The organism is Methylobacterium sp. E-012, from assembly GCF_057836545.1.
The window spans coordinates 26,390-42,267 of record NZ_JBYQEY010000008.1 but is presented as its reverse complement, the minus strand read 5'-3'; the positions used below and the strand labels follow the sequence as shown (position 1 = coordinate 42,267).

20 protein-coding genes are annotated in these 15,878 nt (G+C 64.4%); 10 read left to right on the top strand and 10 right to left on the bottom strand.

Annotated features, from left to right (window positions below; genetic code table 11):
* Nucleotides 1–217: 217 nt before the first annotated feature.
* Together AC3IF1_RS30840 and AC3IF1_RS30835 are read right to left on the bottom strand one after the other, a co-directional pair.
* Nucleotides 218–757 (bottom strand): hypothetical protein, encoded by a 540-nt coding sequence (locus AC3IF1_RS30840; RefSeq protein WP_489220889.1) that lies wholly within the window; start codon nucleotides 755–757, stop codon nucleotides 218–220.
* Nucleotides 758–2,085: 1,328 nt separating this feature from the next.
* Nucleotides 2,086–2,916: a helix-turn-helix domain-containing protein gene (locus AC3IF1_RS30835; protein WP_489220888.1), complete on the bottom strand. Its 831-nt coding sequence runs from the start codon at nucleotides 2,914–2,916 to the stop codon at nucleotides 2,086–2,088.
* 410 nt (nucleotides 2,917–3,326) lie between these two features.
* On the opposite strand from AC3IF1_RS30835, the gene AC3IF1_RS30830 reads away from it, so the two are divergent.
* The 4 genes from AC3IF1_RS30830 to AC3IF1_RS30815 all read left to right on the top strand — a co-directional run bounded on the left by AC3IF1_RS30830 (nucleotide 3,327) and on the right by AC3IF1_RS30815 (nucleotide 4,886).
* Entirely contained in the window at nucleotides 3,327–3,812 is a 486-nt protein-coding gene (locus AC3IF1_RS30830; protein WP_489220588.1) for a hypothetical protein, read from the top strand.
* A 96-nt stretch (nucleotides 3,813–3,908) separates the two neighbouring features.
* Complete coding sequence (locus AC3IF1_RS30825) at nucleotides 3,909–4,175, top strand: hypothetical protein (protein WP_489220587.1); 267 nt, start codon at nucleotides 3,909–3,911, stop codon at nucleotides 4,173–4,175.
* A gap of 79 nt (nucleotides 4,176–4,254) precedes the next feature.
* On the top strand, nucleotides 4,255–4,470 hold the full coding sequence (locus tag AC3IF1_RS30820) for a hypothetical protein (protein ID WP_489220887.1): 216 nt from the start codon (nucleotides 4,255–4,257) through the stop codon (nucleotides 4,468–4,470).
* 176 nt (nucleotides 4,471–4,646) lie between these two features.
* Nucleotides 4,647–4,886 carry a DUF6894 family protein gene (locus tag AC3IF1_RS30815; protein ID WP_489220886.1) on the top strand — a complete coding sequence of 80 codons (240 nt, stop codon included), beginning with the start codon at nucleotides 4,647–4,649 and terminating at the stop codon, nucleotides 4,884–4,886.
* A gap of 169 nt (nucleotides 4,887–5,055) precedes the next feature.
* Here the strand turns inward: AC3IF1_RS30815 and AC3IF1_RS30810 are convergent, their stop codons facing one another.
* From AC3IF1_RS30810 to AC3IF1_RS30800, 3 genes are all read right to left on the bottom strand, one after another.
* Nucleotides 5,056–5,580 carry a DUF1993 domain-containing protein gene (locus AC3IF1_RS30810; protein ID WP_243969442.1) on the bottom strand — a complete coding sequence of 175 codons (525 nt, stop codon included), beginning with the start codon at nucleotides 5,578–5,580 and terminating at the stop codon, nucleotides 5,056–5,058.
* 210 nt (nucleotides 5,581–5,790) lie between these two features.
* Nucleotides 5,791–6,429 (bottom strand): pyridoxamine 5'-phosphate oxidase family protein, encoded by a 639-nt coding sequence (locus AC3IF1_RS30805; protein WP_489220885.1) that lies wholly within the window; start codon nucleotides 6,427–6,429, stop codon nucleotides 5,791–5,793.
* An 11-nt stretch (nucleotides 6,430–6,440) separates the two neighbouring features.
* Nucleotides 6,441–8,528, bottom strand: coding sequence for a sodium:solute symporter family protein (locus AC3IF1_RS30800; protein ID WP_489220884.1), 2,088 nt, complete (start codon nucleotides 8,526–8,528; stop codon nucleotides 6,441–6,443).
* 39 nt (nucleotides 8,529–8,567) lie between these two features.
* Here AC3IF1_RS30800 and AC3IF1_RS30795 point away from each other — a divergent pair, with 39 nt between their 5' ends.
* The 3 genes from AC3IF1_RS30795 (at nucleotide 8,568) to tal (ending at nucleotide 10,185) form a co-directional block, all read left to right on the top strand.
* On the top strand, nucleotides 8,568–8,708 hold the full coding sequence (locus AC3IF1_RS30795) for a hypothetical protein (RefSeq protein WP_489220890.1): 141 nt from the start codon (nucleotides 8,568–8,570) through the stop codon (nucleotides 8,706–8,708).
* Nucleotides 8,705–9,031: a hypothetical protein gene (locus tag AC3IF1_RS30790; RefSeq protein ID WP_489220883.1), complete on the top strand. Its 327-nt coding sequence runs from the start codon at nucleotides 8,705–8,707 to the stop codon at nucleotides 9,029–9,031. Before AC3IF1_RS30795 ends, AC3IF1_RS30790 begins: the two co-directional genes overlap by 4 nt.
* A 188-nt stretch (nucleotides 9,032–9,219) precedes the next feature.
* Nucleotides 9,220–10,185: a transaldolase gene (tal, locus tag AC3IF1_RS30785; RefSeq protein ID WP_489220882.1), complete on the top strand. Its 966-nt coding sequence runs from the start codon at nucleotides 9,220–9,222 to the stop codon at nucleotides 10,183–10,185.
* A 290-nt stretch (nucleotides 10,186–10,475) separates the two neighbouring features.
* On the opposite strand, the gene AC3IF1_RS30780 is transcribed toward tal, so the two are convergent.
* The gene (locus AC3IF1_RS30780) at nucleotides 10,476–10,862 is read right to left on the bottom strand and encodes a heme utilization protein (protein ID WP_489220881.1); all 387 of its coding nucleotides are present in this window, start codon (nucleotides 10,860–10,862) and stop codon (nucleotides 10,476–10,478) included.
* A 276-nt stretch (nucleotides 10,863–11,138) separates the two neighbouring features.
* Here AC3IF1_RS30780 and AC3IF1_RS30775 point away from each other — a divergent pair, with 276 nt between their 5' ends.
* Nucleotides 11,139–11,387: a hypothetical protein gene (locus AC3IF1_RS30775; RefSeq protein WP_489220880.1), complete on the top strand. Its 249-nt coding sequence runs from the start codon at nucleotides 11,139–11,141 to the stop codon at nucleotides 11,385–11,387.
* A gap of 9 nt (nucleotides 11,388–11,396) precedes the next feature.
* Here AC3IF1_RS30775 and AC3IF1_RS30770 read toward each other — a convergent pair whose 3' ends face one another.
* The 3 genes from AC3IF1_RS30770 to AC3IF1_RS30760 all read right to left on the bottom strand — a co-directional run bounded on the left by AC3IF1_RS30770 (nucleotide 11,397) and on the right by AC3IF1_RS30760 (nucleotide 12,812).
* Nucleotides 11,397–11,657, bottom strand: coding sequence for a hypothetical protein (locus AC3IF1_RS30770; protein WP_489220879.1), 261 nt, complete (start codon nucleotides 11,655–11,657; stop codon nucleotides 11,397–11,399).
* A gap of 114 nt (nucleotides 11,658–11,771) precedes the next feature.
* Nucleotides 11,772–12,044 carry a hypothetical protein gene (locus AC3IF1_RS30765; protein WP_489220878.1) on the bottom strand — a complete coding sequence of 91 codons (273 nt, stop codon included), beginning with the start codon at nucleotides 12,042–12,044 and terminating at the stop codon, nucleotides 11,772–11,774.
* A gap of 3 nt (nucleotides 12,045–12,047) precedes the next feature.
* On the bottom strand, nucleotides 12,048–12,812 hold the full coding sequence (locus AC3IF1_RS30760) for a Crp/Fnr family transcriptional regulator (RefSeq protein ID WP_489220877.1): 765 nt from the start codon (nucleotides 12,810–12,812) through the stop codon (nucleotides 12,048–12,050).
* A 581-nt stretch (nucleotides 12,813–13,393) separates the two neighbouring features.
* Between AC3IF1_RS30760 and AC3IF1_RS30755 the strand changes: the two genes are divergently transcribed.
* Together AC3IF1_RS30755 and AC3IF1_RS30750 are read left to right on the top strand one after the other, a co-directional pair.
* Nucleotides 13,394–14,140, top strand: coding sequence for a Crp/Fnr family transcriptional regulator (locus tag AC3IF1_RS30755; protein ID WP_489220876.1), 747 nt, complete (start codon nucleotides 13,394–13,396; stop codon nucleotides 14,138–14,140).
* On the top strand, nucleotides 14,137–14,382 hold the full coding sequence (locus AC3IF1_RS30750; protein WP_489220875.1) for a hypothetical protein: 246 nt from the start codon (nucleotides 14,137–14,139) through the stop codon (nucleotides 14,380–14,382). The genes AC3IF1_RS30755 and AC3IF1_RS30750 overlap by 4 nt, the downstream gene beginning before the upstream one ends.
* Before the next feature lie 87 nt (nucleotides 14,383–14,469).
* Here AC3IF1_RS30750 and AC3IF1_RS30745 read toward each other — a convergent pair whose 3' ends face one another.
* Entirely contained in the window at nucleotides 14,470–15,639 is a 1,170-nt protein-coding gene (locus AC3IF1_RS30745) for a methyltransferase domain-containing protein (RefSeq protein ID WP_489220874.1), read from the bottom strand.
* Nucleotides 15,640–15,878 lie beyond the last annotated feature (239 nt).

Below are 15,878 nucleotides of genomic sequence, written 5' to 3'. Positions count from 1 at the left end.
GGCCGGCGCTCGCGGTCTCCAGTCCCGCCGCACCGCGCCGACCCTCACGCAACTGCCCGGCCAAGGCTTCACGGGCGCCCTGCGGGGAACTGGCCCGGAGAACGCCTGTCGTCGCGTGCTTGCCCGCCGCACGCTTTGCGGTGTCGCGAACGCCTCGGGCACGCGAACGGGAAGAAGCGATGCTGTAGCAGGTGCAGGAGGTGCTGTCGCCGTCAGCTCACCGGCGGCTGAGCGCCGGCCACTGCGTGATCACCGCGTCGTCGGCCGGCATGTAGGCGTCGACGATGGCGCCCTTACGGCTGACAACACAGATCATCGCCGCCTGGCGCACCTCGTACATCATCGGCCGCTCGTAGGTGATGCGGAACAGCACCGGTGCGAAGTAGTCGCCCTTCTTATCCGTCTTGTCGGCGCCGGCCGAGACCGCCTCGACCTGCTTCATGCCGGCCTTGGTCGCCTCGCTCATCACGGTGGCGCGGCAGGTATCGACCGTGCGGTTGCGACCCGGCACCTCCGGCAGGGGCTGTCCGATCGTCTGCAGAGCTGAAGAGGTGCCCTTCACCAGTCCTGTACCGGGCACCATCGACAGGACGGTCTGCTCACCGGCCGAAGATGAAGCGACCCCGATCGGCGCGATCTGCCAGGGCATCTGCCAGGTAGCGGCAGACGTGTCGGGCTGGGCGGAAGCGTCCTGGGCTAGGGCAGGTCCGGCGAGAGCAAAAACGAGGGTAGCGCAGCAGATCGAACGTCGAATCATCAAGGCTCTCCTATTTCGCGAGGGTGAACGAGGGGCCGCGGCATGGACCTAATCCGTCGGCGAGAGGGCGGACGGCATCGTCCAGGGTGAGGGCGGCACAGAAGCGGTCGGCGGGGTGGCTGAGCGATCGACCCGTACCCGGTGCATGGAGGCGTAGGCGATTGCACCGGCATCGATCCGCGGCCGCGTCGCCGTCGGCGAACTGATGAGACCCGCCGTCTGCTCGGCGTCATGAGTAGGTACGCGTATTTTCGAGACCGTTGCCCGCGCTCGTGGCTGTCTGAGCGATCGAGCGTGCCGCGCCGGTCCGGGGTTCAGGACCGGCCCGACCACGCCCTGTGCGTCGCGCGGCGGCATCATCGCAATCGTCCGGTCTAGCACCGGCCGCTTTGGATCTGGGCCGAGCGTCGCTACGCGTTCGGGCGGAGCTGCAGCAGTGATCGTCGGCGCAAGACCAACGACGACCTCGGTCGGCGGCCGCATTGGAGCCGGTCTGGGTAGCAGGGTCGGCGTGGCCGTCGGGTCCGCTGGCTCGGTTCGCGTCGTTCCCAACTCGGGTCGACCCAGCAACGGTCGCGGCGCGTCCGGTTCGAGGGTCGCGACCACGGATGGCGGGATCATCGTCGCGATATCCTGACGCTCGGTGTGGTCAGTCCACGCGGGTGCCTGTTCGTGCGTGAGACGCGCTGCATCGAGGGGTGCGCGGCTGATTAGCGAAAGGCGTGGGTTGGCGCGGGGTGGCAGGAACTCCTGCTGCTCAACCGTATCCGCGGGGTTCGGATCCAGAAAGCTGCGCGGTCCGTCGGCAAGGGAGAAAGTGTCTGGGTCACCCGCGTGTGAGAGAAGCCCTGTCAGGTGTGGGACTTCTACCCATGGTGGGAATGTCGCTGGAGGTGAAGCTTCGGCAGACACCACTGATGCCACACGTTGGGCGGACGTTGAGAAGATCCAGTTGCTGGGCGGGACAAGCCACGCCGCGCCAGCGGCGAACACAGCGAGGGTTGAAAGGCATGAAATCGAGATCGTGGCCCAAGATGACAGGCGGCTGCTGGGCCTAATGACCTGGAGTGGCCGGGCCGCACCGACCGGCTTCAAGTCACCTACAAAGACGGGATCACGCTGCAACATCCTCTCAGAACTGATCTGGGTGAGAAACGGTTCAAGGCCGGGATGATGTAGAATCGTCGCTAGCCGAACACGGCCGGAATCCTGACGGTGCATACGGATGATGCACAACGCCCAAATAGTTTGATGTTGAGCGCTGAACGACAGCCGACAAACTCCGCCTTATCCGAGCGCCGTCCGCCTTGCCGAACGCCTGTAGACCGTCACCGCATGGCTCGGCCGCCTCCACCACCCGCGCGGATTCTCGCACGATCTGATCGGCCAAGGTCGCCCGCCGCTTGTCGGCAGCCCTTCTTCGGCTCCGTTTTCCTCGATTCTCCTAGATCTAGAACCTGAGTAGACGTGGTGGTCGCGCTTTTGACCCCTCCCCCTTGCGAGAGGGAGGGTGCTGCCTGCTTTCTCAGGTTCGAGAGAGGATCGCCTTTCCGCGCCAGCCGCAGCCAAGCCAGCCACTCGCGGCTCACGATGCGCACGATGTTCGTGTCATTGCGCCAGCCAGTGACCTGCCGCTCCTCGACAGTCACAAACCCGAACCGCACAGCCTCGCGGATCGCGTTCTTCACGGTCGAGCGTGAGACCCCGACCACGGCCGCGACGTTGTCGATCGCCAGCCGGCAGTCGCCGCGGCGCGCTACCTCGGCGGCGACCAGGGCGAGCACGCCTTGCTCGGCGTGGGTGAACTTGGCGGCGAGACCTAGCGGCATGCGGCCAGAGGCGGCCCAGCGGCGGCGACGCTCCAGCGAGGCGTCCGTGCGTGGCCGGGAGCCGACGCCGGGCCTCCTGGGGCTTCCCACGTATTTTTGCGCGGGTAGGTCGATCGAATGCTTGGCTGTTCCCCCTGAGTTCGGGCTTTGTCCGGATCGCGGTCCACTTTTGGACAGCGTTCGCGTTCCGATCAGCCCAGACAGAGCTTCGGCTTCGGCCTCCGTGACCTTCCCCTCCCCGAACGCGCGCCACAGCAGCGCCGTGATGGCTGGCAGCGCCGCGCACGGAGCCACCTCCGCCCGTCGGCGGATCTCATCGGCATAGTTCATCGAACCCGGTCCCTCACGGGCCGCGGCTAGGGTCCAGGCAAAGCCTTCCCGTTGACGGAAACAGGTTCCGTCTTGACTCCCGAGGGAGGTCATGGCTTGTGAGGAGTTAGTTAGACCGGCCTCACAGGCCCTTGGGTTTTTCAGCAGCCTCTTCCTTGCCGGGAAGGGGCTGTTGGCTTTTCAGGGTCTATCTCGCGGCGATGGTCTCCTGAATGGCGGCCGCGACTCGCTGAGGCGAGCCTGGCCGTGACCGCCCATGTCGGCCGGGGCACACCGTTAAGTCAACGCCGTGGCCCGATGGCCGCAGGATTGCCTCGCCTAGCGTGTCTGCGTAGTTTGGCACCGAAGCTGGGCGGTTCTCGCCCGCCGCTTCGTGTTGCGTACCCGCACTCTGTCACCGTGAGGCAGGCATGGTCGTGATGCGCATCGCAATGCTGTGTGGGTTGAGTGCCGCGTTGGGCGGCTGCCTGTCTCCTGCAGAGACCGCGCCGTCCTACAGCGCATTGTCCTACGCGGGTCCATCGACAAAGGCCGTATGGGATAAGGCTTCGCTAGATGCCGTCGAGCCGGGGCAGCCGCTGAGATCCGATTTCGGCAGAACGGGTTTCGGCCAAGATCCAATCGCTGATTTGTCGGCGTCTGAACGCGCCAGGAGTGCTTGGGAGGCCCAGCGCCCTTCCGAGTTTGCTCGGCCGTTATGGCCCTCAGCTCGTTCTGTCGGCGTTGCGAAACCGAGCAAGGCATCCGATCCCGTCAGCACGGCCAGCCTCTCGAGGCCGGCTAAGAGCGGCGGCCATCGTGGTATTGGTCCGCAGGCCTATGACCGCGAAGCGACGATGGACCGTTTGGAGGAGGAAGCTAAAAAGGACGCCAAGCCGATCTGCAGCGGTTGCTGAGCTTGGTGGGCGTTGCACAGAGCGCCCGCCAACCGGACATGGCATGTCGACCGGGCGGCACGGTTAAGTCAACGTCAGGGAATAATCAGCGCGACCATGCCGGCAGGACCTTCGACCCTCGCGGACCTGCGCAAGGCAGGTATCATCACGAGCCAGGAGATCGTCGCGGCGATCGACGTCTACCTCCGGGATCCGGCGGCAGGGCCCTATCGCTTCGCCAGCGGGCACAGCATCGACATCGCAGCGCTCGTCGCTCTCAAGCTCAGTTGCGAGGAGATCAGAGACCGGGCTGGCCCGCAGGAGAAGACATTCCGGACGGCCGTGGCGGCGGTCGTCATGGGGGCGCATCCGACCCCACCGTGATCTTGGACCATTCGATCATTTTGCTGTCGATCCAGATCAGCGGCGAGACGCTCTCGCCGAATGCGGTTAGGCTCAGACCATGATCGACGCTACTTTCCGTGCCGAGGACGCCCTTCGTGAGGTCCGTGGCTTCGTGCGCGCGGCGCGGGCGGTCATCGAAGTGACGCGGCTAAAGGCGGCCGGCACGGATCATCAGGTGGCTGAAGCAGCCGCACTACAGGCCCGCGGCCTCGCCGCGTTAGCCGCGTCACAGGCGTTGCTGGATCGTGTGAACATCCGATCCTGCCAGCGATGAGCCGAGCAGCGCGCCCCTGTCCCGGTCTGATCGCGAATTGAACTCCGCTGTAGATACGACGTATGTTGGTGAGGCCCCCAAAATCCACCTTATGATAGCTTTGCCGCGGTCCTAATCTCTGGGCATTCCGCGTTTGCGAGACCTGTGTGCTCCCGCCTGTTTCGCGCAGAGAGCCCATGCCTCGGTACTTCTTCGACATAAACAACGGCCGCGCTGATCGCGATGAGGAAGGCCACGAGTGCGCCGATCTTCAGGCCGCCGTGCTGCAAGCCAAGCAGGCGCTCCCAGAGATCGCGGTCGCTGAGTTGCCCAAGGACGGCGAGCGCCAAGCCATCACGGTCCTGGTGACGGATGAGAATGGACAGGCCGTCTATCTAGCGGCTCTGACCTACACGGGGACGTGGTTGAGCCGATAGCACCGCGCCGCAGGATCGCCCGCACCTCCCTGACGTGTTCGGGCTCGGGGATGCCCGGCAGCAGGGCGGCGGTCGCCTCGTGGCAGGCCAGCCAGCGCCGGGCGAGGGGCAGCATCTCGTCGCTGCCCGCTCTCAACCCGTTACGGACACTCGACGCGTCCGCCCTGTGCTAGGCCGGGCGGGTGCGCAGTTGCCCCTCATAGTCGCGCTTGCCGATCGGCACGCCCCGCGAGCGTAGGATGTCGTAGGCGGTGACGGCGTGGAAATGGAAGTTGGGCAGCGAAAACGAGAGGATCAGGGTCTCCGACGTAAAGGCCACGCGCCGCGGTCCGATCTGAAGGTCGAGGTCGCGGCCCGTCCAGGTGTTGACCTCGTCTGGGACGTAAGCCTCCAGCGTCGCTTCCGCTTTGTCCATCATGACTTGCAGCTCTACGAAGGGGACTGGTCCGACCAAGCCAGGTGGCTCGAACACACCGGTCTTTGCGGCCTCCAGCCCCCACACGGCATGATGCCAAGCAGCCTCGATCTGGAAATGAAAGGGGGCCATGTCATCGTAGAGCCGGGCTCCCACAAGTTCATCCGGGTCGGCGCCCAACTCGGCGCAGTGCCTGTTTGCGCGGTCGAGGAAGCCCGCAACGGCACGCACGGTCTGCAGGAAGGTCGGCACGCTGAGTTCGTAGAAAGATGTCGCCATCGGACCTTCCCGGATTTGGACACTCATCGTCGCTGACGATTGTGGCACCGACCTACGTTGTCGGATTTCCGCCTTCGACCCAACGCAGTCGTTTATGCGCGGCCGGGCGGCTCCCGGAAGCGGACGTATGGTCCGCTGCTTCTCTGACAGTGATGCGCTCGAAGCGGTGATCGCAGACCGAGATGTTGGAGGTGGACACTCGGATCGCTTCTATCCGTCGCCCGTGCCAACCTTCGCCTCGTATTCGGACTGCGTGATGGTTCCGACAGCCGCCACGCTCTCGCGATCCGCCTGCGGCAGGTCTTCTTGTAGGGACGCCAGCCGCTTCCACTCAGCTACCGGTGCGTTCCCGCGAGCATCGGGCACGTATCGCGAGCTGTCCTCGCGCCGGTAACGATGAACGTAGCGTGGGCAGTTCAAAAAGATCTGCGTCGGGCTGATGCGCATGACCATGGCTGCGCCTGGGACCGGAACGGTCTCGTCCAAGCGCGCAATCCCGTGCACCCGAAGCCGCCGGGGCGTCTCGAAGTCGATGAAGAGGAGGCCCACACGGGCCTCCCCCGTGACGTTGCCCATCGACAGGAACATCCCGTTGCCGTCGTAGCATGGCAGCAGCAGGTCATCCCCGTCGATCCGCACGAAGCCCGGCGTACCGCCCTTGTAGGACACGGTCGGCTGGCCTGTGGCATCCACCGTTGACAGGAACAGCATGTCGCGATCCGCGATGAAGGCCCGATCAGCCTCCGACAGCCGCTCGCTGACGATCGCGCGCTCCTGCGTATCCGCCAGCCGCCGCGTGCCGAAGCGGTCCTGAAGCGACCTCTGTTCAGGCGTGTAGAAGCTACCCATCACGGAGCTCCTCAAGCCATTGCCGGGCGGCTCTGAAGAGGCACTGCCGCCCTTCCTTCCCTGTTCGCTTCAACGACCGTGAACAGCTCGTCGACGCGCTGCCGTTCCTCTGCGGATTGCGGCAACACGTATGCGCACGCGACGTACACGAGCAGATTTACGGCCAAGCCGAAACACCCGGAGGTCAGGCCGTAGCCGAAGGGAAGCTGGCCCCCGTAGGCGACTTCGAGCCCGACCGCCGTGACGAAGCCAAGGATCATGCCGGCGAACGCGCCCTGCCGGTTTCCGCGCCTCCAGAAGATGCCCAGGAACTGCGGGATCGAGAGCTGGATGATGCCCTGGTAGGCCAGCACGGCGAGCGAGAACAGCGCCGGCAGCGTTAGGGTGGCGAGCCACGAGGCGAGCAGGGTCAGCAGCAGCATGCCGACCTTGGCGATGACGATCATCTGCCGCTGTTCGAGCTGGACGTAGTTGCCCACCAGATCGTTGGCGAGCTGCGCGCCGTAGGCCTGGATGTTGCCGTCCGTGTGCCCCATCGAGGCGGCCAGCAAGACGACGCCGGCCAGGCCCAGCAGCACGAGGCCGCCGGCCTGCTCGGAGACGATGAACCAGACATCGTCGGGCTTGGCCACCGCCTCCGGCACCTTGGACGCGAGCATGCCGAAGATCAGGAGCGCGACACCGAACAGGAAGGTCAGCGGCACGGCGAGGGCGGCCGACTTCTTCAGGCTGCGCACGCCATCGGCCGTGAACAGGCGCACGAAGATGTAGGGCCAGCACCAGCCTCCGAGCGCTCCGGTGAACATCAGCGCGAACAGGTAGAGCGGCCCCTCCTTGGAGCCGAAGCTTGGGATCGCGAACATCTTCGGGTCGAGTGTGCCAAGCGTGCTGCCCCGGGCCATAACGAGCCAGACGATCAGGCCGACGAGCATCAGGCCGCCGCCGATGTAGGCGACGATCCCCTGCAGGTAGTCAGAGATGACGACGCCGCGCATGCCCATGCGCACCGTCCAGACCTGCCGCAGGGCGATCACGAGCACGCCGACTACGACCGAGGTCGAGAACGAGAGCGCGCCGAGCGACATGGCTTGGAACAGGTTGCCGAGCGCCTGCATGCCCAGCACGAGCCAGGGCAGGCCCGAGACGATGCCGATCAGGGCCGCGACCGTGCGGATGTGGCGCGAGCCGTAGCGGAGCGCGAACAGGTCGCCCTGGGTGCGCAGATCGTAGGCCTTGCCCCAGATCCAGACCGGCCGGGCGAGCACGAACAGCAGCACGACGGTCAGGAGTGAGTAGGACAGGACGTAGAACGACAGCACCACGCCGCCGACGAGGTCCGCGAGGTCGTGGAGCGCCTGCAGGTCGTCCAGCGATGCAGAGGCGAGGTCGAGCATGCCTACGAGACTGGGCTCGCGTGGCGCTGCGGATGCCGATGTGGCGGCTGGCTTAGGGGCCGGGCTCTCGGCTTGCCGCTCGTCCTGATCGTCGGCCAGGATTGCCGTAGCCCCGGCCACGAGGAGGCGGACCCAGACGGCATCCAGCATCTCCGCGTAGGTTTGCGCCTCGGCGCGGGCCGCCTCGATCTGCTTGAGCATGCTGGCCGGCAGAGTGGCGTCCTTTTGGCCGGCGCCACGGACGAACGCGACCAGTTCGCGCTTGCTCATTCGCAGCATGCGGTCGGCCATGTGCAGGCCGAGGGTATGAGGCGCGAACCGCTCGTGCCACTGGCGGGGAGTGCGGGTCGCGGTCTGCACATGCACGGCCTCGAAGTCGAGCGAGGCGGCGCTCTCTGTGGTCAGCGGCTCTCCGTCCTCCACGGACGCAGCAGCGTCGGACAGGCTGGCGAGATCGCGCAGCACCGCGTCGGCCGCCTGCCGGAGCCAGTAGGGGTTAGCTGGGTCTGGTCCGACGGCGATGTCAGAGAACTCGTCTCGCAGCACCGGCATCTTGGCGCAGAGGTCGGCGACCGATGCCACGGGGAAGGCGTAGATCGCCGGCTGAAGAAGCAGGATCTGCTCGAACAGCGCGTCACCCTCCTCGGTCTGGTCGTCCTGCGTGACCGCCTCATACCGGCTCGCGGTTTGATCGACTGGTCGCAATCAGACCTCGCCGCAGCGTCAGGCGTCAGCCTGTCCACGGTGAGGGACTTTGAGACTGGCAAGCGGACGCCAATCGCCAACAATCTGGCGGCACTTCAACGCGCCCTTGAAGGTGCGGGCGTCGATTTCACCAACGGTGGCGAGCCAGGCGTGAAGCTGCGCCGGAAGGATCCAACGTGAGCACGGCAGCCGCGTCGCCCGAGCGCTTGGCCGAGGTCCGCCGTCTCACGGAAGCTCTGATCGATCAGGTGCTCGAAGCGCAGATCATGGGGCGGCCGGTTCCGCACGAGCAGAGCGAGGCGCTGATCAAGGCCGCTTTCTTGCTGCGCGAGTGCAACCTACCCTGGTGGCCGACGCTCGCCCAGGCGCTCCATGGCTTGGGCCGTGACACTGGGGAGGCGACACCAGAGACGGATGTGGGAGATGAGCCGCTGGAAGATATAGACCAGCAAGGGCTAACACGCTTCCTCGCCCAGCTCTGGTTAGAGAAGGGTCGATCATGACCGCCGCCCCTCCCTTCATCTCCGAGAACGGCGGCGGGGCCGGGATCCGGTTCCGGGAGCGTAAAACGTAAATTGCGGAACAACCCTTCACCGCTGACACTATCTTCTGAGTGTCCGGTGCTCGCTCCCAGTGCTTGATTTGGACACACGCCGGGTTGTCCGGCCGGCAACATCCCGAGAGGCTCGCCATGACATCGCTGCTCGATCAGCTGCGCGAGATGACCGTGGTAGTCGCCGACACCGGCGACATCGGCACCATCGAGAAGCTCAAGCCAGTCGATTGCACCACCAACCCGTCGCTGCTCCTGAAGGCGGCCGGTATGGAAGGGCTCGCCCCCATCGTGGACGAGGCGGTGACCTGGGGCAAAGCACAAGGCGGCGACATCGAGGATGTCGTCCAGTCCGTCGCAGACCGGCTCGCCGTGTCGGTGGGCATCGAGCTGACGAAGCTGGTACCGGGGCGGGTCTCCACGGAAGTGGACGCCAACCTCTCATTCAACACGGACCGGACGTTGGAGAAGGCCCGGGCGATCATCCGCGCCTACGACGAACGCGGCGTCTCGCGCGACCGGGTGCTGATCAAGATCGCCTCTACATGGGAGGGCATCCAGGCGGCGCGTGTGCTCCAGCGCGAGGGCGTGGACTGCAACCTGACCCTGCTGTTCCACCTCGCTCAGGCCATGGCCTGCGCGGATGCCGGCGTATTCCTGATCTCGCCCTTCGTTGGGCGCATCACCGACTGGTACGCCAAGGCTGAGGGTAAGACCTACACAGGGGCAGACGATCCCGGCGTTCAGTCCGTGCGGGCCATCTATGCTGCGTACAAGTCGCGCGGGATCAAGACCGTCGTGATGGGCGCCTCGTTCCGCAACGTCGATCAAATCCAGGCGCTGGCGGGTTGCGATCGGCTGACCATCTCGCCGAAGCTGCTGGAGGAACTCGCGGCCGCGCAGGGCACGCTCCCTCGTGTCCTGTCGCCCGATGTCTACGGTGAAACGCCCGAGGTACCTGCCACCGACGAGTTCTCGTTCCGTTGGGAGATGAACGAGAGCGCGATGGCGACGGAGAAGCTCGCCGAGGGCATCCGGCAGTTCGGCAGCGATCTACGCGCGTTGCATGCGCTGATCCGGAAGAAGCTCACCGATGGTGGGTAGGGCAGCGGTCATCCTGTATCCCGCGCTTCGCTTTTTGACCATCTGGACGATCTGCTCATCCGTCTTCCCGCGGGGCCTGTATCCGCGACGTTCCAACTCATCCACCATGCTTTCGCGAGTCTGTAACTGCTGTTCCAGCGACTTGCTCAACGGTCCGAAGCGTGTGGCTACAGCTTGGCGTAGGCGTTCTGGCATACTCATTGAACCAACATATCAGGCGTGCTTGTTTGCATTGAGGCGACCTCCCCCGCCAGCCCGTGATCAGATCGGGCGGCGGGGCAGCGTTCCGCCTACCCTGCGCGCTTGGCGCTCCAGCTCCCGGTGCACTCGACTAGGCCGTCCGTCGTCTGCCACGTCCCGCGGCCGGTTCCCTTTGGATCGAGGCTGCCGGTGATCGGCACCTTGTTCGAGCCCTTTGTGATCGTGGCGGTGACACTGCCGCCAGCGGACACGCCTCCGTCAATGCCGATGTCGTCGCCCGTATAGGAGACGTCGCTGGTCCTGATCTGTACCGCGTAGTGGGTGCTGGGCGAGCACGGGCCAACGTTCGTGACGGCTTCGATGTCCCAGCTGCCGTCGAAATGGTCCGGGATCTTGACGCTTCGCTTGGCTGCCTCAGCCGAGCTGAGGACGGCCAGAAAGCCAATAGTTAGTGCTGGGATGAAATTGCGTCCCACGAAGGGCTCCTGCGGTTGCGATCACGAACCGATCGGATACGAGGCAAACAGCGCGAGGCGCCGAAGAGTTGCCGCGCATCAGTGCAATGGGATTACCGCCTCTCAGCAACTGCCTCACACCATGTGACATCGATAGAAATACATGGGCCTATTTTCCAACTTATGATCATATTTAGCGGCCAAACATCCCGCCAATGCAACATTTGATGGCGTCTGGATCTTTGTAAACTCGGGTCGCGTTGAGCCAACACCGCACCAACGCGGCGCGGAGGTCCCATGTACAATCCCTTCTTCTCTTCGTTCATGCTCGCGATTGAAGCTCAGCGCGTGATCGAGCTGCGCATGGTGCGTCTTGCCTGGGGCGGCCGCGAGAGCCGAGCCGAGATGCAGTCGATGGTCGTCGAGAAGGTGCATGCGGCCGGCGAGGCGATGACGACGCTGATGCTCGGCGGCTCGCCCGAGACGGTCATCGCCCGCTACCGCGAGCACGTCGCCTTCAACACCAAGCGGCTGTTGGCAGCCTGATGCGACGCGTCAGTCGCGCCGAGCTTCGGTGCTCGCGCGCTCGACGACAGCCCGCAAGGCTGCGCTGCCTTCCATCACGAACCAGGCCCGCAACATGCTGGTGGTTTCAGGCGTGTCGTCCGACCGCTCCCGGAACAGATCGGCGTAGCGGGCCAGCTCGCGCTCCATGAACATGTCGAGGTAGCTCGCACCCTTCGTCCGTGCGAGGTCGACGAGGGCATCGTTGAGAACGCGCCGCATTATCTCGCCGACCATGGCCGAGACGTACACCGCCTCGGCACTGCCTTATTCGGGTTCGCTCATGATTTGCCCTATAGCCCCGCGCCGCGGCGTCCCTTTTGGGGTTTGCAGGCAACATTTTCTATCGATCACCAGCGAGATAGCTCAAACCGGCTTGAGATGTCGTCGCAGCCAGCGCGTTGCGTCTTCCAAGGCCGGAAAGGCAGGGACCCTCTGCCCTTGCAGCCGGCCGAACCCCGCCTCCATGAACCAGCTTCCGACATTGGCATGCTCGGGTTCGGCGAGGCGAACCAACACTGCCACGAGCAGGCCGTTGGCGATCACCAGCATGCCGTCCCGGTCGGGGCTGTTGGTGTCGACCGCGATCGGTTGCAGCTGCAGCACGAGCAGCGTCTCGACGTTGCCCCGCCCGGACATCGGCTAACCCTCCTGGGCTGTACCGGGCCAACTCAGGTCGCGGCGATCACCCCAGCGCGTGCTGCGCAGGTGCAGGTAGTTCGGTGTGAAGCGGCAGAAAGCCTTCAGGCGCTCGACGTCGAGGATTGTCAGCACCCGGCGCTTGAGGTGGATCAGGCCGAGGGCGCGAAGCTCGCGCAGCGTCCGGTTCACGTGCACGTCGGACAGACCCATCGTGTCGGCGATCTCGGTCTGCGTGAGCGGGAACGCGTAGCTGTTGTCCGTGACACGCCCGACCGCTTCCAGGCGCATGAGAAGTTCGCACAGAAGGTGCGCGATGCGCTGGTCCGGAGCACGTGCTCCCATGTTGACCAGCCACTCGCGCAGGACGGCACCATCGACCAGGGAGCACCACCAGAAGGCGCGCGCGATGCTCGTGTGATGCGCCGTGATCTCATCGATGGCCCGACGGGGGATGTCCACGACCTGGCACTGCGAGATGGTGCCGATGGTGTGATCCATCTCGTCGAGGATGAACACGTTCAGGTCGCAGAAGTCACCTGGTACCAACAGGGCCATGATCTGCCGCTGGCCGTCCGGGAGCATCTTGTAGCGGCAGGCGAAGCCGTCGAGGATCAGCAGGACGTTGTCGGGCTTGTCGCCTTCCCGGATCAGATCCTGGCGCGCGCCGACGTGCCGAACCTTGAGTATCAGGTTGTTCAAAGCCCAGCGAGCTTGGTCGGACAGCGGCTCGAAGCTCTCGAGCTTCCGCGTCAGCGCCTGCTGCATTAAACCGCCCTCCCAAAAGAGAGAACGAGGTGATTGTTCGAAAGGTGCCTCTCGAAGGAACGCCAGACCGAGCCCAGCCGATCTAGCGACGACACCGCGAGCACGACATTGGATGCCTGCGCCTTGTCCAGTGATCGATGATCCGCCCGGTAAAAGACCCCGTCACCCGAACCGGGCGACGGGGCTTGAATACGCTTGGGTCGGAAGGAGCCGTGCAGGCGATGAAGGGGCAAGGAACGCTCGCGCGGCCAGCTGTGCTCACATCATCGCGGCTACAGCCGGACACTCATGCCAGCGGATAGAGACATCTATCAGATCAAAAGACAGGATTTGACGAGGTTCGCACTCATTCGCGTCGTATATACGGATCTTGCTGAAAGCCATGCCCTCGACGCGCTGTTGAAACAGAGGGCGATTGGAAGCTAGTGCCACGGTTGAATAACCACTGCAGAAACGCGTCTTATGACAGAACACGAAAATAACATCGGTTTATCGAAGTGACCATCATCAGCTAATCCGATCCAGGTGCTGATGGCCGGAAGAGCCGTGCGCTTCCACCTGCATTGCCAAGGTGAAGCACCATGAACTCAGCCCCCAACCAGCACGCCATGGGCATGCTCATCCGCAAGCTGGAGAGCATCGCCACCCTCTCGGACGCGGAGCGTCAGGCCATCCAGGGTCTGCCGGTGAGGATCCACAACCTCGACGCTCGCCAGGACATCGTGCGCGACGGCGACCAGCCCACGCATAGCTCCCTCATCCTCGACGGATGGGCCTGCCGGTACAAGCTCCTCAGTCAGGGCAAGCGCCAGATCTTCTCGTTCCATATCGCGGGCGACATCCCGGATCTGCAGAGCCTGCACATCCCCACCATGGATCACAGCCTCGCTACGCTGACCAAGGCCGTCGTAGCCTTCATCCCACACGAGAACTTGCGGGAGCTGACGGCGCGCCACCCCGGCCTCGCGGCCGCCTTCTGGCGCGACACCCTAATCGACGCAGCGATCTTCCGCGAGTGGCTGGTCAGCATGGGCCGACGCTCGGCCTTCGAGCACGTCGCGCACCTGTTCTGCGAGCTGTACCTGAAGCTGAACGCGGTGGGCTTGGCTGGCGATCACCGCTGTCCGCTGCCGATCACCCAGACCGATCTCGCCGACGCGCTGGGGCTCACCTCCGTGCACGTCAACCGCGTGCTGCGGGAGATGCGCGGCCGAACCCTGATCACGCTTCGGAGCCAGATGCTCGTGATCGAGGCGTGGGACGAACTCCTGCGGGCTTCCGAGTTTGACCCCACGTACCTGCAGTTGGAGAGGCGGGCGGCCGGATGACCCTACGCCTACAGCCTGTGCAGGTCGGAACGAACAGCTACGATGCCGAAGGCCAGCTCGTCTTCGCTGACGGCTTCCTGGCCGCGGTGCTTGTGCAGCTCTCAGGATTTCACAACGACTTGGCCGGGATGTGGTTCCTGGAGGCGGGCTTCGGGCTGGTGAGCAGCGCGTCCCCGCCCACCTTCGCTGACCTCGATGAGGCACAGAACTGGATCGAGAATCGGCTGGCTCACCCGATTTGAGCCCTGGGTTTTGATCTGCCGCCTCCGCGCACCGGCCGGGCGGCCCTATCATCACGGCTCGCCCGGCCTCGCGTAGCTTACCTGTCGCTACGGCTCGCCGGCGCTGCGCTCGGCATTTGCCAGCATACTCTGTAACCCCAACATCCTGCGTGCCTCGGCCAGCAGGACAAGATGCTGAACGGCAGCCGGGCCCGTAGGTGGGATTGATCGGCTCGCCTCGGCAATCAGACCCTGAAACTTCCTTCGATCGAGTCCTCGCCAACTCGTGCTTGCTCGCACCGCCTCTAGGACAGCCTGCATCGCCTCCAGCCGATATTCAGCGGCCTCCCTCTGTGTTTCTGCTCTTTCCGTGCGTGACTCGGCTTCCGCAATCTGATCGGCCATGGCCTGGGCCGAGCGGAGCGTGCTCAAGGGGCTCGTTGCGATCTGGCGAGACTGGTCAGCGAGTTCGATGACGATGCGATCCATCAATTGCGCACGGATTGCCTGGAGATCGCTCGCATCAGGGGTCTCACGGCCCTTCCGTAGCCAGGCGTAAAACTCGGTGGCCTCGGCCTCTACGATCTCTTCCGCGCGCAGATCGAGATAGCCCATGGTGGCAAGCTCAAAGAGCATCAAGTGAAAGCTCGCCGGCACGAACACCCAGTTGTGGGCGTCGACGTAGTCGGACCGCGTTGCAACGGTGAGCTGTCGATGAGCTTCGTCGAACGAGAACGCGATGACGGCCTGCCGCGTATCGTCCATGCCCCAACCAGGCGCGCCGCCCTTGTTGGACATGCGCATCGCGTACTCGAAGTGCGTTCGGACGTCGTGGCGAACTCGCCTCTCTTGGAATGCGATGATGGCGTCGGCCGTCGTCGAAGGGTGTCGGTAGAAGTCGAAGCATTTCCGCTTGTCGGGGACGGCGAGGATGATGATCCCGTCGGGACGGATCAGCGTCTCAGCGGCCTTCAGAAAGGTCACGACGTCAGTCGTGTGTTCGATGACGTGGCTCGCGATGAAGGCATCGAAGGTGCCGTGCTGATCTGCCGGCACAGCATCGGCGATAGAGCCGCCCTGCCAGACGAAGTCCACCTCTTCGATCCGAGATGTGTCTTGGTCGGCGTACTTGATCAACAGCTCTTCACGGGACGCATGGTCGATCACGAAGGTGTTCCAGCCGTTACGCTTGGGCGCCAGTGGACTGAAGCTAGGTCCGACCTCAATGAGGCGGGCATCCTTGCCTAAGGACTGCAGAAGGCGTTGCGTTCGATCCATACGCGCCTGCTCCTGATCGCGCAGCCGGCGTACACGAACCAGAAACGTCAGTCACGAGGCCGTAAGTCTGGATGTACCTGCCTCGATCAGCGACGCAGCGTTAGGCCGGGCGGATCCCTGTGAGAAAGCCGCCCGGCCTCGCGCACCTTCCGACCGCGTCCGCGGCGGGTAGCATCGATCTCGCGCTTAAACAGTATTTTTCCAACACCACGAAAACACTATTGCGGTGACAGATGAAC

Coding starts and splice junctions, on each gene's coding strand:
- AC3IF1_RS30840 (WP_489220889.1), bottom strand. CDS start 757: ATGATTCGACGTTCGATCTGCTGCGCTACCCTCGTTTTTGCTCTCGCC.
- AC3IF1_RS30835 (WP_489220888.1), bottom strand. CDS start 2,916: ATGAACTATGCCGATGAGATCCGCCGACGGGCGGAGGTGGCTCCGTGC.
- AC3IF1_RS30830 (WP_489220588.1), top strand. CDS start 3,327: ATGGTCGTGATGCGCATCGCAATGCTGTGTGGGTTGAGTGCCGCGTTG.
- AC3IF1_RS30825 (WP_489220587.1), top strand. CDS start 3,909: ATGCCGGCAGGACCTTCGACCCTCGCGGACCTGCGCAAGGCAGGTATC.
- AC3IF1_RS30820 (WP_489220887.1), top strand. CDS start 4,255: ATGATCGACGCTACTTTCCGTGCCGAGGACGCCCTTCGTGAGGTCCGT.
- AC3IF1_RS30815 (WP_489220886.1), top strand. CDS start 4,647: ATGCCTCGGTACTTCTTCGACATAAACAACGGCCGCGCTGATCGCGAT.
- AC3IF1_RS30810 (WP_243969442.1), bottom strand. CDS start 5,580: ATGGCGACATCTTTCTACGAACTCAGCGTGCCGACCTTCCTGCAGACC.
- AC3IF1_RS30805 (WP_489220885.1), bottom strand. CDS start 6,429: ATGGGTAGCTTCTACACGCCTGAACAGAGGTCGCTTCAGGACCGCTTC.
- tal (WP_489220882.1), top strand. CDS start 9,220: ATGACATCGCTGCTCGATCAGCTGCGCGAGATGACCGTGGTAGTCGCC.
- AC3IF1_RS30775 (WP_489220880.1), top strand. CDS start 11,139: ATGTACAATCCCTTCTTCTCTTCGTTCATGCTCGCGATTGAAGCTCAG.
- AC3IF1_RS30765 (WP_489220878.1), bottom strand. CDS start 12,044: ATGTCCGGGCGGGGCAACGTCGAGACGCTGCTCGTGCTGCAGCTGCAA.
- AC3IF1_RS30760 (WP_489220877.1), bottom strand. CDS start 12,812: ATGCAGCAGGCGCTGACGCGGAAGCTCGAGAGCTTCGAGCCGCTGTCC.
- AC3IF1_RS30755 (WP_489220876.1), top strand. CDS start 13,394: ATGAACTCAGCCCCCAACCAGCACGCCATGGGCATGCTCATCCGCAAG.
- AC3IF1_RS30750 (WP_489220875.1), top strand. CDS start 14,137: ATGACCCTACGCCTACAGCCTGTGCAGGTCGGAACGAACAGCTACGAT.
- AC3IF1_RS30745 (WP_489220874.1), bottom strand. CDS start 15,639: ATGGATCGAACGCAACGCCTTCTGCAGTCCTTAGGCAAGGATGCCCGC.